The 19,429-nt window shown below is 58.6% G+C and carries 22 protein-coding genes; all 22 read right to left on the bottom strand.

Translation table 11 applies throughout. The features are described 5' to 3' along the window. Window positions 1-150: 150 nt before the first annotated feature. Window positions 151-585 carry a hypothetical protein gene (locus tag AO068_RS00830; protein ID WP_005760087.1) on the bottom strand — a complete coding sequence of 145 codons (435 nt, stop codon included), beginning with the start codon at window positions 583-585 and terminating at the stop codon, window positions 151-153. A gap of 59 nt (window positions 586-644) precedes the next feature. Then, window positions 645-1,436: an amidohydrolase gene (locus AO068_RS00835; protein ID WP_057431714.1), complete on the bottom strand. Its 792-nt coding sequence runs from the start codon at window positions 1,434-1,436 to the stop codon at window positions 645-647. Continuing rightward, window positions 1,424-2,572 carry a pyridoxal phosphate-dependent aminotransferase gene (locus AO068_RS00840; RefSeq protein WP_058407383.1) on the bottom strand — a complete coding sequence of 383 codons (1,149 nt, stop codon included), beginning with the start codon at window positions 2,570-2,572 and terminating at the stop codon, window positions 1,424-1,426. Before AO068_RS00840 ends, AO068_RS00835 begins: the two co-directional genes overlap by 13 nt. Window positions 2,573-2,681: 109 nt before the next feature. After that, complete coding sequence (der, locus tag AO068_RS00845; protein WP_004666071.1) at window positions 2,682-4,154, bottom strand: ribosome biogenesis GTPase Der; 1,473 nt, start codon at window positions 4,152-4,154, stop codon at window positions 2,682-2,684. A 138-nt stretch (window positions 4,155-4,292) separates the two neighbouring features. Further along, on the bottom strand, window positions 4,293-5,447 hold the full coding sequence (bamB, locus tag AO068_RS00850) for an outer membrane protein assembly factor BamB (RefSeq protein WP_003409122.1): 1,155 nt from the start codon (window positions 5,445-5,447) through the stop codon (window positions 4,293-4,295). Then, entirely contained in the window at window positions 5,440-6,081 is a 642-nt protein-coding gene (locus tag AO068_RS00855) for a YfgM family protein (RefSeq protein WP_002552488.1), read from the bottom strand. Before AO068_RS00855 ends, bamB begins: the two co-directional genes overlap by 8 nt. Before the next feature lie 39 nt (window positions 6,082-6,120). After that, window positions 6,121-7,410 (bottom strand): histidine--tRNA ligase, encoded by a 1,290-nt coding sequence (gene hisS / locus AO068_RS00860; protein ID WP_058407384.1) that lies wholly within the window; start codon window positions 7,408-7,410, stop codon window positions 6,121-6,123. Between the two features lie 22 nt (window positions 7,411-7,432). Next, complete coding sequence (gene ispG, locus AO068_RS00865; RefSeq protein ID WP_004656273.1) at window positions 7,433-8,542, bottom strand: flavodoxin-dependent (E)-4-hydroxy-3-methylbut-2-enyl-diphosphate synthase; 1,110 nt, start codon at window positions 8,540-8,542, stop codon at window positions 7,433-7,435. Between the two features lie 3 nt (window positions 8,543-8,545). Beyond that, complete coding sequence (locus AO068_RS00870) at window positions 8,546-9,550, bottom strand: RodZ domain-containing protein (RefSeq protein WP_058407385.1); 1,005 nt, start codon at window positions 9,548-9,550, stop codon at window positions 8,546-8,548. Next, entirely contained in the window at window positions 9,550-10,308 is a 759-nt protein-coding gene (gene pilW, locus AO068_RS00875; RefSeq protein ID WP_058399608.1) for a type IV pilus biogenesis/stability protein PilW, read from the bottom strand. The genes AO068_RS00870 and pilW overlap by 1 nt, the downstream gene beginning before the upstream one ends. 26 nt (window positions 10,309-10,334) lie before the next feature. Continuing rightward, window positions 10,335-11,483 (bottom strand): 23S rRNA (adenine(2503)-C(2))-methyltransferase RlmN, encoded by a 1,149-nt coding sequence (gene rlmN, locus AO068_RS00880; RefSeq protein WP_058399607.1) that lies wholly within the window; start codon window positions 11,481-11,483, stop codon window positions 10,335-10,337. A gap of 33 nt (window positions 11,484-11,516) precedes the next feature. Beyond that, on the bottom strand, window positions 11,517-11,942 hold the full coding sequence (ndk, locus tag AO068_RS00885; RefSeq protein ID WP_057402250.1) for a nucleoside-diphosphate kinase: 426 nt from the start codon (window positions 11,940-11,942) through the stop codon (window positions 11,517-11,519). 96 nt (window positions 11,943-12,038) lie between these two features. After that, window positions 12,039-12,239, bottom strand: a complete 201-nt coding sequence (gene iscX / locus AO068_RS00890) for a Fe-S cluster assembly protein IscX (RefSeq protein ID WP_057402251.1) — start codon at window positions 12,237-12,239, stop codon at window positions 12,039-12,041. A gap of 14 nt (window positions 12,240-12,253) precedes the next feature. After that, on the bottom strand, window positions 12,254-12,595 hold the full coding sequence (gene fdx, locus AO068_RS00895; RefSeq protein ID WP_057402252.1) for an ISC system 2Fe-2S type ferredoxin: 342 nt from the start codon (window positions 12,593-12,595) through the stop codon (window positions 12,254-12,256). Window positions 12,596-12,598: 3 nt separating this feature from the next. Beyond that, the gene (hscA, locus tag AO068_RS00900; protein ID WP_058407456.1) at window positions 12,599-14,461 is read right to left on the bottom strand and encodes a Fe-S protein assembly chaperone HscA; all 1,863 of its coding nucleotides are present in this window, start codon (window positions 14,459-14,461) and stop codon (window positions 12,599-12,601) included. Window positions 14,462-14,505: 44 nt separating this feature from the next. After that, window positions 14,506-15,027, bottom strand: coding sequence for a co-chaperone HscB (gene hscB, locus AO068_RS00905; protein ID WP_058407386.1), 522 nt, complete (start codon window positions 15,025-15,027; stop codon window positions 14,506-14,508). An 11-nt stretch (window positions 15,028-15,038) separates the two neighbouring features. Continuing rightward, a complete protein-coding gene (gene iscA, locus AO068_RS00910) occupies window positions 15,039-15,362 on the bottom strand; it encodes an iron-sulfur cluster assembly protein IscA (protein WP_003365093.1) in 324 nt (107 codons plus the stop codon). Between the two features lie 75 nt (window positions 15,363-15,437). Then, window positions 15,438-15,824 carry a Fe-S cluster assembly scaffold IscU gene (gene iscU / locus AO068_RS00915; RefSeq protein WP_002552476.1) on the bottom strand — a complete coding sequence of 129 codons (387 nt, stop codon included), beginning with the start codon at window positions 15,822-15,824 and terminating at the stop codon, window positions 15,438-15,440. An 81-nt stretch (window positions 15,825-15,905) separates the two neighbouring features. Beyond that, window positions 15,906-17,120, bottom strand: coding sequence for an IscS subfamily cysteine desulfurase (locus AO068_RS00920; protein WP_058399605.1), 1,215 nt, complete (start codon window positions 17,118-17,120; stop codon window positions 15,906-15,908). Window positions 17,121-17,164: 44 nt separating this feature from the next. Next, window positions 17,165-17,656, bottom strand: a complete 492-nt coding sequence (iscR, locus tag AO068_RS00925) for a Fe-S cluster assembly transcriptional regulator IscR (protein ID WP_002552474.1) — start codon at window positions 17,654-17,656, stop codon at window positions 17,165-17,167. Between the two features lie 158 nt (window positions 17,657-17,814). Next, window positions 17,815-18,591 (bottom strand): serine O-acetyltransferase, encoded by a 777-nt coding sequence (gene cysE / locus AO068_RS00930; protein WP_058407387.1) that lies wholly within the window; start codon window positions 18,589-18,591, stop codon window positions 17,815-17,817. Continuing rightward, window positions 18,591-19,364 (bottom strand): tRNA (cytosine(32)/uridine(32)-2'-O)-methyltransferase TrmJ, encoded by a 774-nt coding sequence (gene trmJ, locus AO068_RS00935; RefSeq protein ID WP_058407388.1) that lies wholly within the window; start codon window positions 19,362-19,364, stop codon window positions 18,591-18,593. Before trmJ ends, cysE begins: the two co-directional genes overlap by 1 nt. Window positions 19,365-19,429: the final 65 nt, after the last annotated feature.

Here is a 19,429-nt window from a genome sequence, read left to right on the forward strand (position 1 = left end):
CACGCTCCAGCGTGGGAATGCCGTTCATGACGCTCTGCGTCATAAATCCACGCCGCACCGCACATTCAGGATCGGACGCAGAGCGTCCAGAACTGCATGCCGGCGCCGAGCATCGGCACGATAGTCCAGATCATCATCCGCGTCAGGACATCAGGCAGTGGTGTTGACGCCACCTTCAGTCTCCAGCTGCAGCAAGGATGCTTGCAGCGTCTGCAGGTTAGCGCTGGTGGACGCAATCTGGCCCTGAATCGCCATGGCTTTCTGGGCCTTTTCTTCCGCTGTGCCATTACCGCTTTGAGCGGCAGCCAATTGCGCCTGCTGTTGAGCCAGTTGCTTCTGGGCGTCCTTGATCTGCTGCTTTATCTGTTCGATCGTCTGATTAAGAGCCGATTTGCTGGAGCCACCAACGCTGCCCCCACCACCGGCCGCTCCGGCCTTACCGCCTTCGGTCGAGGCCTGATCAGAGGTCTTCTCTGCTTCAGTCGTGGTAGTTGCAGACTTGATTGCCTCTGCGTCGGTAGATTTAACCGCTAAGGTCAACGGGCTTGAATAGCTGTTCAATGTGGACGTATTGATGGTAATCATGGCGGTCTCCAGGTTGTCTGCACACACTATCGGCCGACTCGTAACATTCTGAAGTAATTTTATTGAATATTAAAAGAGTCAGCGTCCAGCCCGGCCGGAAAGCGTGTGCGATAGGCTTGCAAGTCTGCCGCGCTTAACGTCGCCCTGAACACTCCATCCGCTTCGCCTGCGCCCAACAGGCTCTCGCCTTGAAAATCCAGAACCTGACTGTCACCGGTGTACGCAAAGCCCTTCCCGTCCGACCCTACCCGATTGACCGCGGCAACGTAGCACAGGTTTTCGATGGCCCTGGCGGGCAGCAGGCGGTTCCAGTGCAGACGTCGCGCGCCTGGCCAGTTGGCGGTGTACAGCAACAGGTCGGTACTTTCGGCGTCACGGCTCCAGACCGGAAAGCGCAGGTCGTAACAGATCAGCGGGCGAATACGCCACCCATTGAGCTCAAACATCACCTGACGCTCGCCCGGCGTGTAGTGTTCGTGTTCACCCGCCATACGAAACAAGTGACGCTTGTCATAATGCAGCAACTCACCATCCGGTCGCGCCCACAGCAGACGGTTGCGATAAGTGCCATCGGCAGCGCGAATGATGACGCTGCCGGTCACCACCGCATTGATCCGCTTAGCCTGCGCCAACAGCCAGGTCGATGTAGGACCTGCCTCAGGCTCAGCCAGGGCCTCGGACTCCATCGAGAACCCGGTGGTGAACATTTCAGGCAGGATCACCAGATCAGCGCCATGCGCCTGGCCCAGCAAGTGCTCGAAATGCTCCAGGTTAGCCTCGCGGTCATGCCATGCCAGAGTCGTTTGAATCAGCGCAAGGTTCAGGTTTGGCAGTTCGCTTATATCGCGCATAGTTTCTCCGCCGCCTGACGCAACGTGTCCTCTTGCTTGGCGAAGCACAGGCGAATCAGACGCTGGCCTGCTGGAGGGCTCTGGTAGAACACAGAAATCGGAATGCTCGCCACACCGTGTTCACGGGTCATCCACAGCGCCATGTCGACGTCATTCAGGTCAGGCCGTATCTGCGAGTAATCGACCAACTGGAAATAAGTACCGCCAACAGGCTGGAAGCTGAAACGCGATTCAGCCAGATGGCCGCAGAAGAAATCCCGCTTGGCCTGGTAGAAACCTGGCAGCTCGTCGACATGCTCCGGGTGCTCGGCCATGAAATCGGCCAGCGCATACTGCAATGGCGTGACACCACAGAAACTGACGTACTGATGCACCTTGCGCAGTTCGGAAGTCAGCGCGGGCGGCGCGACCACGTAACCGGTTTTCCAGCCTGTGACGTGATATGTCTTGCCGAACGAGCTGACGACGAAGGCGCGCTGATACAGTGCCTCGTGATCAAGCACGCTGACATGGCGCGCGCCATCGAAGACCAGGTGTTCATAAACTTCATCGCTGAGCAGGTAGATATCACGATCGGCGATCAGCGCAGCCAGTCGATCAAGCTCTGCACGACTGATCAGGGCACCGCTCGGGTTGTGCGGGCTATTGATGACAATCATGCGTGTACGCGGGCTTAACGCATCGCTGAGCTTTTGCCAGTCGATGGAGAAGTCCTCCAGTCCTAATTGCACGTGAACACAGCGCCCTCCAGCCAGCTCGACGGCGGGCTCGTAGCTGTCATAGCAAGGGTCAAAAATGATCACTTCGTCGCCAGTACGGATAACGCTCTGGATCGCGCAGAAAATCGCTTGGGTGGCACCGGGCGTAATGGTGATTTCGCTGTCGGGGTTAATCTCACGCCCGTAACTGCGCGCGATCTTTGCCGCGACCTGCTGACGAAGTGCCGGCAGCCCGGTCATCGGTGAGTATTGGTTATGACCTTGAGTGACATGCCGACAGACCGCATCGCGCAGCGCCTGCGGCCCATCAAAATCGGGAAAACCCTGGGACAGGTTGATAGCGCCGGTTTCGGCGGCCAGCTGTGACATGACGGTAAAGATAGTGGTGCCCACGTTGGGCAACTTGCTGTCGATCATGGAACCCTTTCCCTGCAATCTCCCGGCACCGGGTGGCACGGGTCAGGCAGGATAGCCCATTAAACAGGCACAAAAAAAGGCGCCGAAGCGCCTTTTTCCAGATGCCGACTCAGCGCTTGTCGCGGCGCTTCTTATCGGCTTTCTTGTGGTGCGACATCATCCGACGCTTCTTGTTGACCTGACGGTCGGTCAGCGTGTTCTTGTTACCTTCATACGGGTTCTCGCCACCCTTGAACTCGATGCGGATCGGCGTACCGACCAGCTTGAGCACGCGGCGATAGGTGTTTTCCAGGTACCGGACATAAGACTTCGGTACTTTTTCGACCTGGTTGCCGTGGATCACGATCAGCGGCGGGTTGGCGCCGCCCAAGTGAGCGTAACGCAACTTGATACGGCGGCTGCCGACCATAGGTGGCGCGTGCTCACTGACCGCATCTTCCAGAATCTGGGTCAGACGGCTGGTTGGCCAGCGCGTTACGGCAGACTTGAACGAGTTCTGTACCGACTGATACAGGTTGCCCACGCCCGTGCCATGCATCGCAGAGATGAAATGGATGTCTGCGAAGTCGACGAAGAACAACCGGCGTTCCAGTTCGATCTTCACAAAATCACGTTCACCCGGCGTCATGCCATCCCACTTGTTCAGCGCGATAACCAGAGCACGACCCGCTTCAAGTGCGAAGCCCAGCAGGTTCAGGTCGTGGTCGACCACACCTTCGCGGGCGTCCATGACAAAGATCACCACGTTGGCGTCCTTGATGGCCTGCAGCGTTTTGACCACCGAGAACTTTTCAACTTCCTCGTGGATCTTGCCGCGCTTACGCACACCGGCAGTGTCGATCAGCGTGTACTTCTCTTCATTACGCTCGAAGGGAATGTAGATACTGTCGCGCGTGGTGCCTGGCTCGTCATAGACGATAACCCGGTCTTCACCCAGCATACGGTTGACCAGCGTCGACTTGCCGACATTGGGACGCCCGATGATGGCGATCTTGATGCCGTCTTTTTCGCTCGGACCAGGAATGCGCTTGGCTTCCTGACCTTCGGCAACTTCCTCGACCTCCTCGCCCTCTTCCAGCTCGTCTTCGTCCTTGGGGAACTCCCGCAGGGCGATTTCGAGCATCTGCGAGATGCCACGACCATGGGCACCAGCCACCGGAATGGCGTCGCCCAGACCCATCGGGCTGAACTCGGCACGTGCCAGGTTTTCGTCGATGTTGTCGATCTTGTTGGCAACCACGTAGGAACGCTTGTTACGTTTGCGCAGGTGCTCACCAATCATCTGATCAGCAGCGGTATAGCCTGCACGGGCGTCCACCAGAAACAGCACCACATCGGCTTCTTCAATGGCCAGCAGCGACTGCTCGGCCATCTTTTCGTCCATGCCATGCTCGTCACCGGAGATACCGCCGGTGTCGATCAGAATATAGGAGCGCCCTTGCCACTTCGCCTCTCCGTATTGGCGATCACGGGTAAGACCGGACAGATCACCGACAATAGCGTCGCGAGTCCTGGTCAGGCGGTTGAACATGGTGGACTTGCCGACGTTCGGTCGACCCACCAGGGCGATTACGGGAACCATGCGGCTCTCCACTTCGTTATTTCAGAAAATACAAAAGCCGCTGCAGGGCAGCGGCCGGAGTTCGGGGCGATGCCACAAAGGCACCGCAGCCTTGCCGAAGCAAGGGCACCCGAGGCCATTGGCCCCGGGCATGGACACTTATTGCTTGATGGTCAGGGCTTCCAGTTTGCCGCTGTTGCCATACACGTAAATCATGTCCCCAACCACCAGCGGACGAGCACGCAGGCCGTCGCTGTCGATACGTTCGCGACCGACAAAACGACCGTCCACCTGGCTCAACAGGTGCAGGTAGCCTTCCATGTCACCGACCGCTACATAGCTGGAATACACTTCCGGCGCGCCGAGCTGGCGGCGAGCCAGTGATTCGTTGCTCCACAGTGCAGAGGACGAACGCTCGTCGATACCTTCGACAGTGCCGGAGGCCAGGGTTGCGTAAACGCTGCCAAAGCCCTGGGCAACGCCCGAGTAGCTCGAAGCATCACGCTGCCAGAGCACACGACCGCTTTCCAGGTCCAGACCGGCGACGCGACCCTGATAGGTAGCGACGTACAGTGTACCGCCGGACAGCAACAGGCCGCCGTCGATATCCACAACACGATCCAGTTCCGAGCGACCTTGCGGGATGGCAACACGCTGCTCCCAGACAGGCACGCCGTTGGTAATGTCCAGCGCGACGACCTTACCGGTTGACAGACCCGCCACAGCAAGACGATTGGTTGCAAGTGGAGCACCGGTACCGCGCAGGGTCAGCACCGCTGGAGTACTTTCGTAAATCCAGAGCTGGGAACCGGTAGAAGCGTCGAAACCGACGATGCGGTCATCCTGAGTCTGAACCACTACCACAGAACCGTTGGTGGCAGGCGGAGCCAGCACTTCGCTGGTCACGCGAGCGCGCCACTTTTCCTCACCGGAGGTGGCGTCCATGGCAATGACTTCACCCTTGAGGGTACCGATCATCACCAGGCCATAGCCCACGCCGACTGCACCGGAAACCGGCAGATCGAGATCTTTCTTCCAGATCACATCACCGGTCAGACGATCCAGCGATACGACTTCGCCAGTGACGTCAGCCGCATAGATGCGGTCGCCATCGATGGCTGGCACGAGCATGTTGTACGTCTTGCCCTGACCGTCGCCGACGGAACGGCTCCATTGCTTGTGCAGAACCACTTCTTCTTTGAAGTCGGTCAGCTCGGCCGGAGGCAATTCCTTTTTGCTGTTGCTGCTGCAACCCGCGGCCAGAATGGCCAGAGCCAGCAATGCTGCATGTTTCCAACGAATCACGTCACGCATCCCCTTTCGCCAGATCGTCGAGCTTCATTTGCAGGCCACCCACTGCTGCGTCTTCGGACAGAGCGGATTTGGCCTTTTGGTATGCAGCATACGCCTCGTCGGTACGACCCAGCTGTACCAGCAGGTCACCCTTGAGTTCTTCACGACTGGCGAGGAAAGCCTTGTCGGCATCGCCGTCGAGCAGCTTCAGCGCGTCATCGGTCTTGTTCTGCGCAGCCAGCACGCGTGCCAGACGCTGACGGGCAATCTCGCCCAGCGTGTCATTGGCAGGCTTGTCGGCCACGGTTTTCAGCTCGGCTGCAGCATCGTCCAGCTTGCCGGCATCGACCGCCACCTTGGCGACGAACAGGCTACCGAACTGTGCATAGGTAGTGCCACCGAATTCGCTTTTCAGTTTGCCGGATATCTCGGCGACACGTGCGGTGTCTGCCTGGCCACTGGGCGTCAGCGCGGTTTCCAGCAATTGCTGATAAAGCATCGAGGCGCCTTGCGACTGGCTGGCCTGATACCTGTGCCAGAACTGCCAACCCAAGACCACGACCAACGCGAGCAGACCACCGGTCAACAGGGGTTTGCCGTTACGCTGCCACCAGTCCTTCATTACCGCCAGCTCTTCATCTTCGGTACCCGACACCCCAATACTCCTATTCGCTAAACGGCTGTTAAATCAGCTTCAACCCTGCACAACGCAGGAGGCCAGGTGCTCTGACAGAGCGTCCCAGGCAATATTTTGTTGTTCACCCTGACCGCGCAGGGGTTTGACGCCAATGACCTTCGCCGCCAGTTCTTCTTCACCGAGAATCAGCGCATACAGCGCACCGCTCTTGTCGGCTTTCTTGAACTGGCTCTTGAAGCTGCCGGCACCGGCGTTGACCTGCAAACGCAGGCTCGGCAACTGATCGCGCACCTGTTCGGTGAGAGCCAGCGCAGCCAGCTCAGATGCTTCGCCAAATGCGCACAGGTAAACATCGACCTGACGGGCAATTTCTTCCGGGACCTGCCCGAGGGTTTCAAGCAACAGAACCAGACGCTCGATACCCATCGCGAAACCAACGCCGGTAGTCGGCTTGCCGCCCATCTGCTCGACCAGACCGTCATAACGACCGCCTGCACAGACCGTACCCTGGGCACCCAATTGGTCGGTGACCCACTCGAAAACGGTCTTGCTGTAGTAATCCAGCCCGCGAACCAGCTTCGGGTTGATGACATAAGGAATGCCGGCTGCGTCCAGACGGGCCTTCAGGCCTTCGAAGTGAACGCGGGATTCGTCATCCAGATAATCTGCCAGCTTTGGAGCATCGACCAGCACAGCCTGGGTTTCGGGGTGTTTGGTGTCCAGCACGCGCAGCGGATTGGTTTTCAGACGACGCTGGCTGTCTTCGTCGAGTTGATCAAGACGTGCCGACAGAAACTCGACCAGCGCATCACGATAACGCGCACGCGCTTCGCTGGTGCCCAGGCTGTTGAGTTCAAGCTTGACCGCATTGCGAATGCCCAGCATGCCCCACAGGCGCCAGGTCATGACGATCAGTTCGGCATCGATGTCCGGACCGTCAAGATTGAAGACCTCGACACCAATCTGGTGAAACTGGCGATAACGGCCTTTCTGTGGACGCTCGTGACGAAACATCGGCCCGATGTACCACAGTTTCTGAACCTGACCGCCACCGGTGATGCCGTGCTCCAGGACCGCACGCACACAGGCAGCAGTACCTTCCGGACGCAGGGTCAGGGAGTCGCCGTTGCGATCGGCGAAGGTGTACATTTCCTTCTCGACGATATCGGTCACTTCACCGATGGAGCGCTTGAACAGCTCGGTGAATTCGACGATAGGCATACGAATCTGCCGGTAACCGTAGTTATCCAGCAGACGTGAAACGGTGCCTTCGAAGTGGCGCCACAGCGGCGTCTGCTCGGGCAGGATGTCGTTCATGCCACGAATGGCTTGTAGAGACTTACTCACAGAAAATCCTTAGCAATCCTGGTTAGCCGCGCACGATGACAGATGCGTCGGCTTCGGCCTTTTCAGCCGCTTTCTCGCGAATCAAGCGTTCAAGCTCGTCCACGAGATTGTCGTTGGTCAGTTTCTGCGCAGGCTTGCCGTCGATGTAAATCAGGTTCGGCGTACCACCAGTCAGGCCGATATGCGCTTCCTTGGCCTCGCCCGGACCGTTGACTACACAACCGATCACTGCGACATCAAGTGGCACCAGCAAATCTTCAAGGCGACCTTCAAGCTCGTTCATGGTCTTGACCACATCGAAGTTCTGCCGCGAGCAGCTCGGGCAGGCGATGAAGTTGATACCACGGGAACGAAGGCGCAACGATTTGAGGATGTCGTACCCGACTTTCACTTCCTCAACCGGGTCAGCAGCCAGCGAGATGCGGATAGTATCGCCAATTCCTTCGGCAAGCAGCATTCCGAGACCGACAGCCGATTTCACCGTACCCGAACGCAAGCCACCGGCTTCGGTAATACCCAGGTGCAGCGGCTGGACGATTTGCTTGGCCAGCAGACGATAGGCTGCGACGGCCATGAATACATCGGAGGCCTTGACGCTGACCTTGAAGTCCTGAAAGTTCAGGCGCTCCAGGTGCTCGACGTGGCGCAAAGCAGACTCCACCAACGCCTCTGGCGTCGGCTCGCCGTACTTCTTCTGCAGGTCTTTTTCCAGCGACCCGGCGTTGACGCCGATGCGGATCGGAATACCGCGATCACGCGCAGCATCGACCACGGCCCGTACACGATCTTCACGACCGATATTGCCCGGATTGATACGCAGGCAGTCGACGCCCAGTTCAGCCACACGCAATGCGATGCGATAGTCGAAGTGGATGTCTGCGACCAATGGCACTTTGACCAGTTGCTTGATGCGACCAAAGGCTTCGGCAGCGTCCATGTCCGGTACGGAAACACGCACGATGTCGACACCGGCCGCTTCCAGACGGTTGATCTGGGCGACGGTGGCAGCAACATCGTTGGTATCGCTGTTGGTCATGCTCTGCACGGCAATCGGCGCATCACCGCCGACCGGTACGGAACCGACCCATATTTTTCGGGATTCGCGACGCTTGATTGGAGATTCGCCGTGCATGACTTATTGCCCTAGCTTCAGGCGAGCAGTTTCGCCGCTGGTAAAAGGTGCCACGTCTACAGGCTGACCGTTGTAGCTGACCTGCGCGCCGCGCGCGTAGCCCAGACGCAGCGTCAACGGCGGCTTGCCGCTGACATCGAGGCTGTCGCCCTTGCGCTTGAGGCCGCTGACCAGCACCTTGCCGTTTCCGTCAGTAACCTGGGTCCAGCAATCGGCGACGAACTGCACAGTAACCTGACCGGCCCCGGCCATGACTGGCGCTGGCTGCTCGGCTGGTGCAGTCGGCATCGACGGTACGGTCGGCGCAGCAACAGGCGCTTGTGGAGCATTTGCAGGCGGCGTAGTGGCGGCCGGTGTCTGTGCCTGCGCAGGCGCATGACTCGTAACACCTGCAACAGGAGCGGCAGGTGCGGCGCTCGGCGATTCACTGGCAGGCGCGCCGGTGTTCAACGGCAGCGAAGTCTGTCCGGCAGCAGGCGTTTCAGCCACTGCTGGCTCTTCCGGCTCGTCCAGCGGGTGAATCTGAGTGGTGCCGTCGGCGCTTTCGACTTCGACGTGCTCCATGTTCAGCCCGGACTGATCCCTGCCGCGCAAGGAGGCCTGATCCTGCCACCAGAAGAAACCGCCACCGACCAGAAGCACCAGCAACAACAGGCTGACGATACGCAGGATGTTGTGTGAAAGCCTGACCGGCTCTTCGATACGGCCCAGTGCGTGGACGGAACTGCCCTTGCCATCGGTGCCGGTGAACTGGTCGAACTGTTCGACCAGCGCCGCCTGATCAAGGTCAAGCAGTTTGGCGTAGGCGCGTACATACCCCCGGGCAAACGTGTGCCCAGGCAGTTTTTCAAAATGACCGTTCTCCAGATTGCTCAGGGAGGTCACGGTGAGGTTCAGTCTCAAAGCCACATCTGGCAGCGACCAGCTCCTGCTCTCGCGGACCTGGCGCAGGGTTTCTCCAGGGTTCACGCGGGTGGTTGCTACAACTTCGGGATGCGCCGCTTTCATCATTGCTCCGACAGGTATTGCTGATATTCCGGCGTACCGGGATAGAGTCTTTTCAACAGCAGACCAAAACTGGCCGCCTTGTTACGATCATCATAGATCTTCGCCAAGCGTGTACCGAGCAATAGACTACGTGCATTTTGCTCGCTGAGTTGGCTAAAACGGTCGTAATAATCACGCGCCGGCACATATTGCTTGTCTTCGTAGGACATCTGCGCCATTTCCAGCAGCGACCTTGGCAACTGACGGTCCAGGCGCAACGCCTTGGTAAAATGCTCACGGGCCTGATCGCGGTTACCCAGCTTCAGCGAAGTCATACCCAGGCTCTCAAAGACCCGCGACCGCTCAGGATACAGGTTGTCGGCAGCGGCCTGCTCAAAACGCTCGTAGGCTTCCTTGTAACGCTTTTGTTCGAACAGAAAACTGCCGTAATTATTGACGATGCGTGTTTCGTTGTTACTGGAGGCCAGCGCCTTGCGAAAGTACTGCTCTGCAAGCTCCGGCTCCATCTCGGTCTGGAACACCAGCGCCAGCGCGGCATTGGCCTGCGCGTCGGAACTGTCCAGTTCGAGCGCCTTTTTCAGCGGAACCTTGGCGCGCTCGGTCTGCCCCTGCTGAAAGTAACCCAGCCCGAGCTGCACGTACGCTCTGCGCGCTTCCTCACGCCCCTGCGCCGTTGTCAGCGGGTTGACGTTGCCGGTGGATACGCACGCCGTCAGCAGCATGAAAACACATAGCAGCAGCGAGGCACGCACAGACATGGAGTCTCTCTCGATCAGGTTGGCAGTCAGGTTCGAGTCGCCGCAACCGGGGCCGTCTCGGTCTCGGCGCTCAACTCACGCACAGCAATGTAGCGTTCACTACGGCGCGTACGGTCCATCACCTGCCCGACCAACTGGCCGCATGCAGCATCAATGTCTTCACCGCGCGTGGTGCGCACAGTGACGTTATAACCAGCCTGATGCAACAGGTCCTGAAAACGACGGATCGCATTATTGCTGGGACGCTCGTAACCGGAGTGCGGAAACGGGTTGAACGGGATCAGGTTGATCTTGCAAGGCGTGTCCTTGAGCAGCTCGATCATCTCGACGGCGTGTTCAACCTTGTCGTTGATGTCCTTGAGCATGGTGTACTCGATGGTGAGCACACGCTTTTCGCCCAGACTGGACATGTAACGGCGGCAGGAATCAAGGAGCATTTGCAGCGGGTATTTCTTGTTGATCGGCACCAACTGGTTACGCAGCGCATCGTTCGGTGCGTGCAGCGACAAGGCCAGGGAAACGTCGATATGCTTGGAAAGCTCATCGATCATCGGTACCACGCCGGAGGTGGACAACGTCACCCGGCGCTTTGAAATGCCATACCCCAGGTCATCCATCATCAGATGCATGGCGGCAATGACATTGTCGAAGTTCAGCAGCGGCTCACCCATGCCCATCATCACCACGTTGGTGATGGCACGGTCGACGGTCGCCGGTACGCTGCCAAAGGATTTGTTGGCAATCCACACCTGACCGATGACTTCGGCGGCGGTGAGGTTGCTGTTGAAGCCTTGCTTGCCGGTGGAGCAGAAACTGCAATCCAGGGCACAGCCCGCCTGGGACGAAACACACAAGGTGCCCCGCTTGCCCTGCGGGATATAGACGGTCTCGACGCAGCTGCCGGACTCTACGCGCACGACCCATTTACGGGTACCGTCGCTGGAGATGTCCTCGCTGACCACTTCAGGACCGCGAACCTCGGCACACGCCTTGAGCTTTTCGCGCAGGGCCTTGCTGACGTTCGTCATCGCGTCGAAATCATCGACGCCGAAGTGGTGAATCCACTTCATGACCTGACCGGCACGGAAGCGCTTCTCCCCGATAGAGTCGAAGAATTTCTCCATTTCCTGTTGAGTAAGCCCCAGCAGGTTGGTTTTACCAGTCGATGCAATCATGAATTCACCCTTCACTCGTCAGTCAAAAATGACTTAGCGAGCGGTTACTTCGGTAGCTGCGAAGAAGTACGAGATTTCGCGAGCTGCGGCGGCTTCCGAATCGGAGCCGTGAACAGCGTTGGCGTCGATGGAATCAGCGAAATCAGCGCGGATGGTGCCGGCAGCAGCTTCTTTAGGGTTGGTAGCGCCCATCAGCTCACGGTTCAGAGCGATAGCGTTTTCGCCTTCCAGAACCTGAACGACAACCGGACCGGAGATCATGAAGGCAACCAGGTCACCGAAGAAAGCACGAGCGCTGTGCTCAGCGTAGAAACCTTCAGCTTCGGCCTTGGACAGCTGCTTCAGCTTGGAAGCGACAACGCGCAGACCGGCTTTTTCGAAACGAGTGGTGATCTCGCCGATTACGTTCTTGGCAACGGCGTCAGGCTTGATGATGGAGAAAGTACGTTGAACAGCCATGGTGAAACTCCAGAAGCAGTGATTGAAGCGAAAAATTAAACCCGCGAATTATACGCGGGTTCTGGTGTATTGCCTAACTGCGTACGTTACTGAACGTCAATCCAGCTCTTCGATCCATAACCCCTGGATCGCCTCGAGAACCTTTTCCCCGCTGCGCGCAGGATCGTCATCGAATTCAGGCAGGGCAATCACCAGATCGCGCAGCCTGGGGAAACTCACCGCAAGCGGATTGATATCCGTATGGCGTTCGGCCAGCAGGATGGCAATTTCCCGCACATCGACCCATTTGAGACTCATGAGCAATCCTTGAATCAGTGTGGCGCTTCAGCAGCGTGGTTGAGCGAATACTTGGGTATTTCTACGGTCAGGTCTTCAGTGCCGACAATTGCCTGACAGGATAGACGCGATTGCGCTTCCAGGCCCCAGGCTTTGTCGAGCATGTCTTCTTCCAGCTCGTCCGCTTCATTGAGCGAATTGAAGCCTTCGCGAATGACGCAGTGACAGGTGGTGCAGGCACACACGCCACCACAGGCGCTTTCAATCTCGATGTGGTGCTCGTGGGCAATATCGAGAATAGACGTGCCCGGCTCCACTTCTACAACCAGCCCGTCCGGGCAATGCTCGGCGTGGGGCAGAAAAATCACCTGCGGCATCAGTTATTCCTCAATATCATTCAAGTTGCGCCCGGCCAGCGCGGCTTTTACCGTCGAATCAAGGCGTCGGGCAGCAAATGCGTCGGTCACCTGCGACAGACGCTTGGTCTGCTGCTCGATGGCATAACCATCGGTGCCTTGCATCAATTCACGTAATTCGTCCATCTGCAGGTTGATGACCAGACGCTCTTCTTCGTCGAGAAGACGCTCACCATCAGCCTCAAGGGCACCTTGAACCGCTTCGAGCAAGCGCTCGGCGTCGACCTGGTGCTCACGCAGCACACGAGCGACTTTGTCGTCGCCGGCATACTCGAAGGAGTCCTTGAGCATGCGGGTGACTTCGTCATCGGTCAGCCCGTAGGAAGGCTTGACCTGAATGCTCGACTCGATACCCGAGCCCATTTCACGCGCCGAAACGCTGAGCAGACCATCCGCATCGACCTGAAAGGTGACACGAATCTTTGCCGCACCCGCGACCATCGGCGGGATGCCACGCAGCTCGAAGCGCGCCAGCGAACGACAGTCGCTGATCAATTCGCGCTCGCCCTGCAGGACATGAATCTTCATGGCCGTCTGGCCATCCTTGTACGTGGTGAATTCCTGACCACGTGCCACAGGGATGGTGGTGTTGCGCGGAATGACCTTCTCCATCAGCCCGCCCATGGTTTCCAGCCCCAGCGAGAGCGGGATCACATCGAGCAGTAGCAGTTCACCACCATCACGCTTGTTGCCTGCCAGAGTATCGGCCTGGATCGCAGCCCCGATGGCCACCACTTGATCCGGGTCAATCTCGGTCAATGGCTGACGACCAAACAGCTCGGCGACAGCCTCGCGCACACGCGGAACACGGGTCGAACCACCCACCATGACCACCGCCTCGACTTCTTCAAGCTCGATACCGGTATCACGCACCGCACGACGACACGCCTTGAGACTGCGCGCGATCATGGGTTCGATCAGCGCATTGAGCGCATCGCGAGTCAGGGTGCCACGCCAGTCACCATAGGCGACCTCAACAGACTCGGCGTCGGTCAAGGCTTCCTTGGCCGAGCAGGCTGCCTGCAACAGGCTGCGTTGAGCGGAAGGGTCGATGTCGGCAGACAAACCGGCATCAGTGACAATCCAGTTGGCTATCGCATGATCGAAGTCATCGCCACCCAGAGCGGTATCGCCGCCAGTGGCCAGTACTTCAAACACACCGCCGGTCAGGCGCAGGATCGAGATATCGAAAGTCCCGCCACCCAGATCATAGATGGCAACCACACCTTCGGCTTTCTGATCCAGGCCATAGGCGACCGCCGCCGCCGTGGGCTCATTGAGCAGGCGCAGTACGTTGAGGCCCGCCAGTCTGGCAGCGTCCTTGGTCGCCTGACGCTGAGCGTCATCGAAGTAAGCAGGAACGGTGATCACCGCGCCTACCAGCTCGCCACCCAACGAGGCTTCTGCGCGCTGGCGCAGGACCTTGAGAATGTCGGCAGACACTTCAACCGGGCTTTTCGGCCCCTGCACGGTGTCGATGAACGGCATGTGCGACTCGCCGCCAACAAAGCGATAAGGCAGTTGCTCGCCCAATTGCTTGACGTCAGTCAGCCCGCGACCCATTAGGCGCTTGACCGACAGAACGGTGTTGAACGGGTCCTGGGAAGCAGCGACTTTCGCTGACTGCCCCACTTCGACACGATCAGCGTGATAGCGCACGGCGGACGGCAGAATGACCTGCCCTTCTGCATCGGCCAGCGGCTCGGACAGGCCGCTGCGCACTGCAGCAACCAGAGAATTGGTAGTACCCAGGTCGATACCCACAGCCAGGCGACGCTGGTGCGGTTGAGGACTCAGGCCGGGTTCGGCGATCTGCAGTAAAGCCATGCTGTTCAGAATAATCACTGGCGCGCGACCGAAGCCGCGCGGGGTTAATCGTCGAGGCGCTCTTCTAGCTGGCGCACTTCGTGAGAGAGCTTGTCGAGAAACTGCATGCGCCGCATCAGCTTTTCAGCGTGATCGCGTTGTGCAGCATCGTTCCAACAGGCAGCGAAGCTCTGGTTCAGCTCGTCCTGAGCGACCTTGAGCTGGCGCTTGAAGGTCGCAACGCCGGCGAGATCAGCTTCGTCCTGCAAGTCCTCGAGGTCTTCGCGCAATTGCATCTGCTGCAGAAGGAACTCGGGATCGTGCACGGTGACCTCAAGCGGCACCTCGTTGCCATTCATTGCCAGCAGGTAACGCGCCCTTTTCGGCGGGCTTTTCAGGGTCTGATAGGCCTCGTTGAGACTGGCCGAGCGCTCCAGCGCCACACGCTGCTCACGCTCGGGGGCATCCGCAAAGCGATCCGGATGCACGTTACGCGCAAGCTCACGGTAGCGCGCGGCCAGCTGGTCAAGATCAAGCTGAAACTCGGGCTTGAGGTCGAACAGGGCGAAGTGACAGGGAGTACCCACAATAAAAAGCCTCAGACGTTGAAGCTTTCGCCACAGCCGCACTCACCGCGCGAATTGGGATTATTGAACTTGAAGCCTTCGTTCAACCCTTCACGCACGAAATCGAGCTCGGTGCCATCCAGATAGACCAGACTCTTCGGGTCAATGATCACCTTGACGCCGTGCATTTCAAACACGGTGTCTTCGCTGGCCGCCTCATCGACGAACTCGAGCACATAGGCAAGACCTGAACAGCCTGTGGTGCGAACACCCAGACGAACGCCGTCACCCTTGCCGCGCCCCTCGAGGGAACGTCGTACGTGGTTAGCGGCAGCTTCTGTCATGCTGATAGCCATCGGAACTCCTTAGCCTGTTGCATTAGCCTGTTGCAGTTGACTCTGTTGCAAGCGTCTATTGAAAAGCCTGCTTGCTTACAGCAGACCTTTCTTCTGCTTGTAATCGCGAACGGCCGCCTTGATGGCGTCTTCAGCGAGTACCGAGCAGTGAATCTTCACTGGCGGCAGCGCCAGCTCTTCAGCCAGCTGAGTGTTCTTGATGGTCTCTGCTTCATCCAGAGTCTTGCCCTTCATCCACTCGGTCGCCAGCGAGCTGGAGGCAATGGCCGAACCGCAGCCGTAAGTCTTGAACTTGGCGTCTTCGATAACGCCCTGTTCGTTAACCTTGATCTGCAGACGCATTACGTCGCCGCACGCTGGAGCGCCGACCATGCCGGTGCCGACATCAGGATCTTCCGCGTTCATCTTGCCGACGTTACGTGGGTTCTCGTAGTGGTCGATGACCTTTTCGCTGTAAGCCATGATTCTATTCCTCTCACATCAGGGAGCCGCTCTGCAGGTCACGCGCAATTGCCCATGACCTGTGTTGGAGGCGACTTTAAATTAGTGCGCCGCCCACTCGATCTTGGAGATGTCGACGCCGTCTTTGAACATGTCCCACAGCGGCGAAAGCGTACGCAGCCGGGTGACAGCCTCGCAAACTTTCTGCGCGGCGTAATCGATTTCTTCTTCGGTGCTGAAACGGCCGAAGGTGAAACGAATCGAGCTGTGCGCCAGTTCGTCGTTGCGACCCAGGGCACGCAGCACGTACGAAGGCTCAAGCGAGGCCGAGGTACAGGCCGAACCGGACGATACCGCCAGGTCCTTGAGCGCCATGATCAGCGACTCGCCTTCGACATAGTTGAAGCTCAGGTTCAGGTTGTGCGGTACGCGGGCAGTCAGGCTGCCGTTGACGTAAAGCTCTTCCAGATTTTCGACCTGCTTGAAGAAACGATCACTGAGTGCCTTGATGCGCACGTTTTCAGCAGCCATTTCTTCCTTGGCAATGCGGAATGCTTCGCCCATACCGACGATCTGGTGGGTCGCCAGGGTACCGGAACGCATGCCACGCTCGTGACCGCCGCCGTGCATGGTCGCTTCAAGGCGAACACGCGGCTTGCGGCTGACGTAGAGCGCGCCGATGCCCTTAGGACCATAGGTCTTGTGCGCAGAGAACGACATGAGGTCAACCTTGAGGCTGGCCAGATCGATTTCAACCTTGCCGGTCGACTGCGCGCCGTCAACGTGGAACAGCACGCCACGCGAACGGGTCAGTTCACCGATCGCAGCGATGTCGTTGATAGTGCCGATCTCATTGTTCACATGCATGACCGAAACCAGGATGGTGTCGTCGCGCAGTGCCGCTTCAATCATGGCAGGCGTGATCAGACCATCTTCACCTGGCTCGATGTAGGTGACTTCGAAACCTTCGCGTTCCAGCTGGCGAGTGGTGTCGAGAACAGCCTTGTGTTCGACCTTTGACGTGATCAGGTGTTTGCCTTTGCTGGCGTAGAAATGCGCAACACCCTTGATAGCCAGGTTGTTGGATTCGGTGGCACCCGAGGTCCAGACGATTTCGCGCGGGTCGGCGCTGACCAGATCAGCGACCTGACGACGGGCGTTCTCGACCGCTTCTTCGGCTTTCCAGCCAAAAACGTGGGAGCGCGAGGCCGGATTGCCGAAGTTTCCTTCGACGGTCAGGCATTCGATCATTTTCTGCGCGACACGCGGATCGACCGGGGTCGTCGCGGAGTAGTCGAGGTAAATTGGCAATTTCATTGAAGCTCTCCTATCAGGCAGACGCACCGCTCATTCATCTGCGTTCATTCGACGGCGGACGTTTCGATCTTACCCAGTTGCGACATGTGGTTATGACCACGGCGCATATCCTGGCGCTGAGCGACTTCTTGTACCTCACGGCGAGTGACAAGATCCGCCAAGCTGATACCGCTTAGAAATTCGTGAATCTGCTGGCTCAGGTCGCACCACAAGTGGTGGGTCAGGCAGGTATCGCCAGCGTGGCAATCGCCCAGACCCTGACAGCGCGTGGCGTCGACCGATTCATTGACCGCGTCGACAACCTGAGCCACCTGGATGCCTTTCATGTCGCGCGACAGCTGGTAACCACCACCCGGGCCACGAACACTGGAAACCAGATTGCCGCGACGCAGCTTGGCGAACAGCTGCTCGAGGTAGGACAGGGAAATGCCCTGCCGCTCGGAGATGTCGGCCAGAGACACTGGCCCGTTCTGCGCGTGCAACGCCAGGTCAAGCATGGCTGTTACAGCGTATCGGCCTTTAGTAGTCAGTCGCATGGCGTATACCGCAGAGGTTCGGAATGAGAGCGAGTATGCTATTCCCGAGTAAAAGAGTCAACTATTAGACCAAGTAAAACAGTCGGGATTAGCGAAAAGTGCGGGCTGCATCATAGCAAAGGTGCGACGTAATGGCACGCGTCACACCGCCGTGCCACCTAGCCAACCTTGCCTTCGTGACGATCCTTGACGCAGTCGAATACTTCATCACGCAGCTCGGGAAGGTCTTTGGCGCAGTAATCGCTGCCCAGCCTGCCGAGCGCATCGCACATGCCCTCGAGGCGACCGTCGACCGCCTGCAAATGGTCGAGCAACTGGCCAATGGCGCGAGCGATAGGGTCCGGCATGTCGGCGCTGACGCCATATGCGTCGAAACCGAGCTTTTCAGCCATGACCTTGCGCCGGGCTTCGGTTTCATCGTCGGACTTGACGATGATGCGCCCCGGAATGCCCACGGCCGTTGCCCCCGCAGGCACCGCCTTGGTCACCACTGCGTTGGAACCAATCTTGGCACCGGCACCCACCGTGAACGGCCCGAGCACCTTGGCACCCGCCCCCACCACGACGCCGTCTTCCAGCGTCGGGTGACGCTTGCCGGCATTCCAGCTGGTACCGCCCAGGGTCACGCCCTGGTAAAGCGTCACGTCATTGCCGATCTCGGCGGTTTCGCCGATCACGATGCCCATGCCGTGGTCAATGAAAAAACGGCGACCGATGCGCGCCCCCGGGTGGATCTCGATACCGGTCATCCAGCGACCAAAGTTGGAGACCAGCCGCGCGAGCCACTTCCAGCCGTTGCGCCACAGAATGTGCGCAAAGCGGTGCAACCATATGGCATGCATGCCCGGATAGCAGGTCAGCACCTCAAAGGCATTGCGCGCAGCAGGGTCGCGATGGAATACGCTTTGAATGTCTTCTCGCAGACGCTTGAACATTACTGATCCTTCCGCTTGTAGGGCTCACCGCGTGCGGCTTTCTGGGTTTCGGTGAGCACACCGCGCAGGATACTCAGCTCGGATCGCTCGACCTCGCTACGCCCGTACAGCCTGCGCAGTCGTGCCATCAGATGACGCGGCTTTTCCGGATCAAGGAAACCGATGGCCACAAGCGTCGCTTCGAGGTGCGTGTAAAAGCCTTCCATCTCATCCATCGTCGCCAGCTCGGCATTATGCGCCGAGACCGCTCTGGGCGTTTCGCCCTGCTCTGACTGTGCCGAAGCCGCCAGCCAGGCCATGCGCACTTCGTAGCTGAGCACCTGTACAGCCGCAGCAAGGTTCAGCGAGCTGAACCCGGGGTCCGACGGGATGTGCACATGGAAGTGGCAACGCTGCAGCTCTTCATTGGTCAGCCCTGCGTGCTCGCGACCGAAGACCAGCGCCACTTCCGCGCCCTCTCCGGCCTGCTCGATGACTTTCTCACCGGACGCGCGCGGATCGAGCAACGGCCACGGCAGGCTGCGATCACGCGCGCTGGTGCCGAGCACCAGACGACAGCCGACCAACGCGTCTTCAAGGGTCGCAACAACATGCGCACCCTCAAGAATATCGGTGGCACCTGACGCACGCGCATCGGCATCAGGCGAAGGAAAGATGCGCGGATCGACCAGCACCAGACGCGAAAGCCCCATGTTTTTCATGGCGCGAGCGGCCCCGCCGATATTTCCGGGATGGGTAGTGCCGACCAGGACAACACGAATGTTCTGCAACAAAGCGAACGCTCACTGACGCGAATTAGGGGGGCAAATCTTACAGAAACGGTTCGACTAACGCTATG

Origin of the sequence: Pseudomonas sp. ICMP 3272, assembly GCF_001466905.1 — a bacterium.
Classification (GTDB): Bacteria; Pseudomonadota; Gammaproteobacteria; order Pseudomonadales; family Pseudomonadaceae; genus Aquipseudomonas; species Aquipseudomonas amygdali.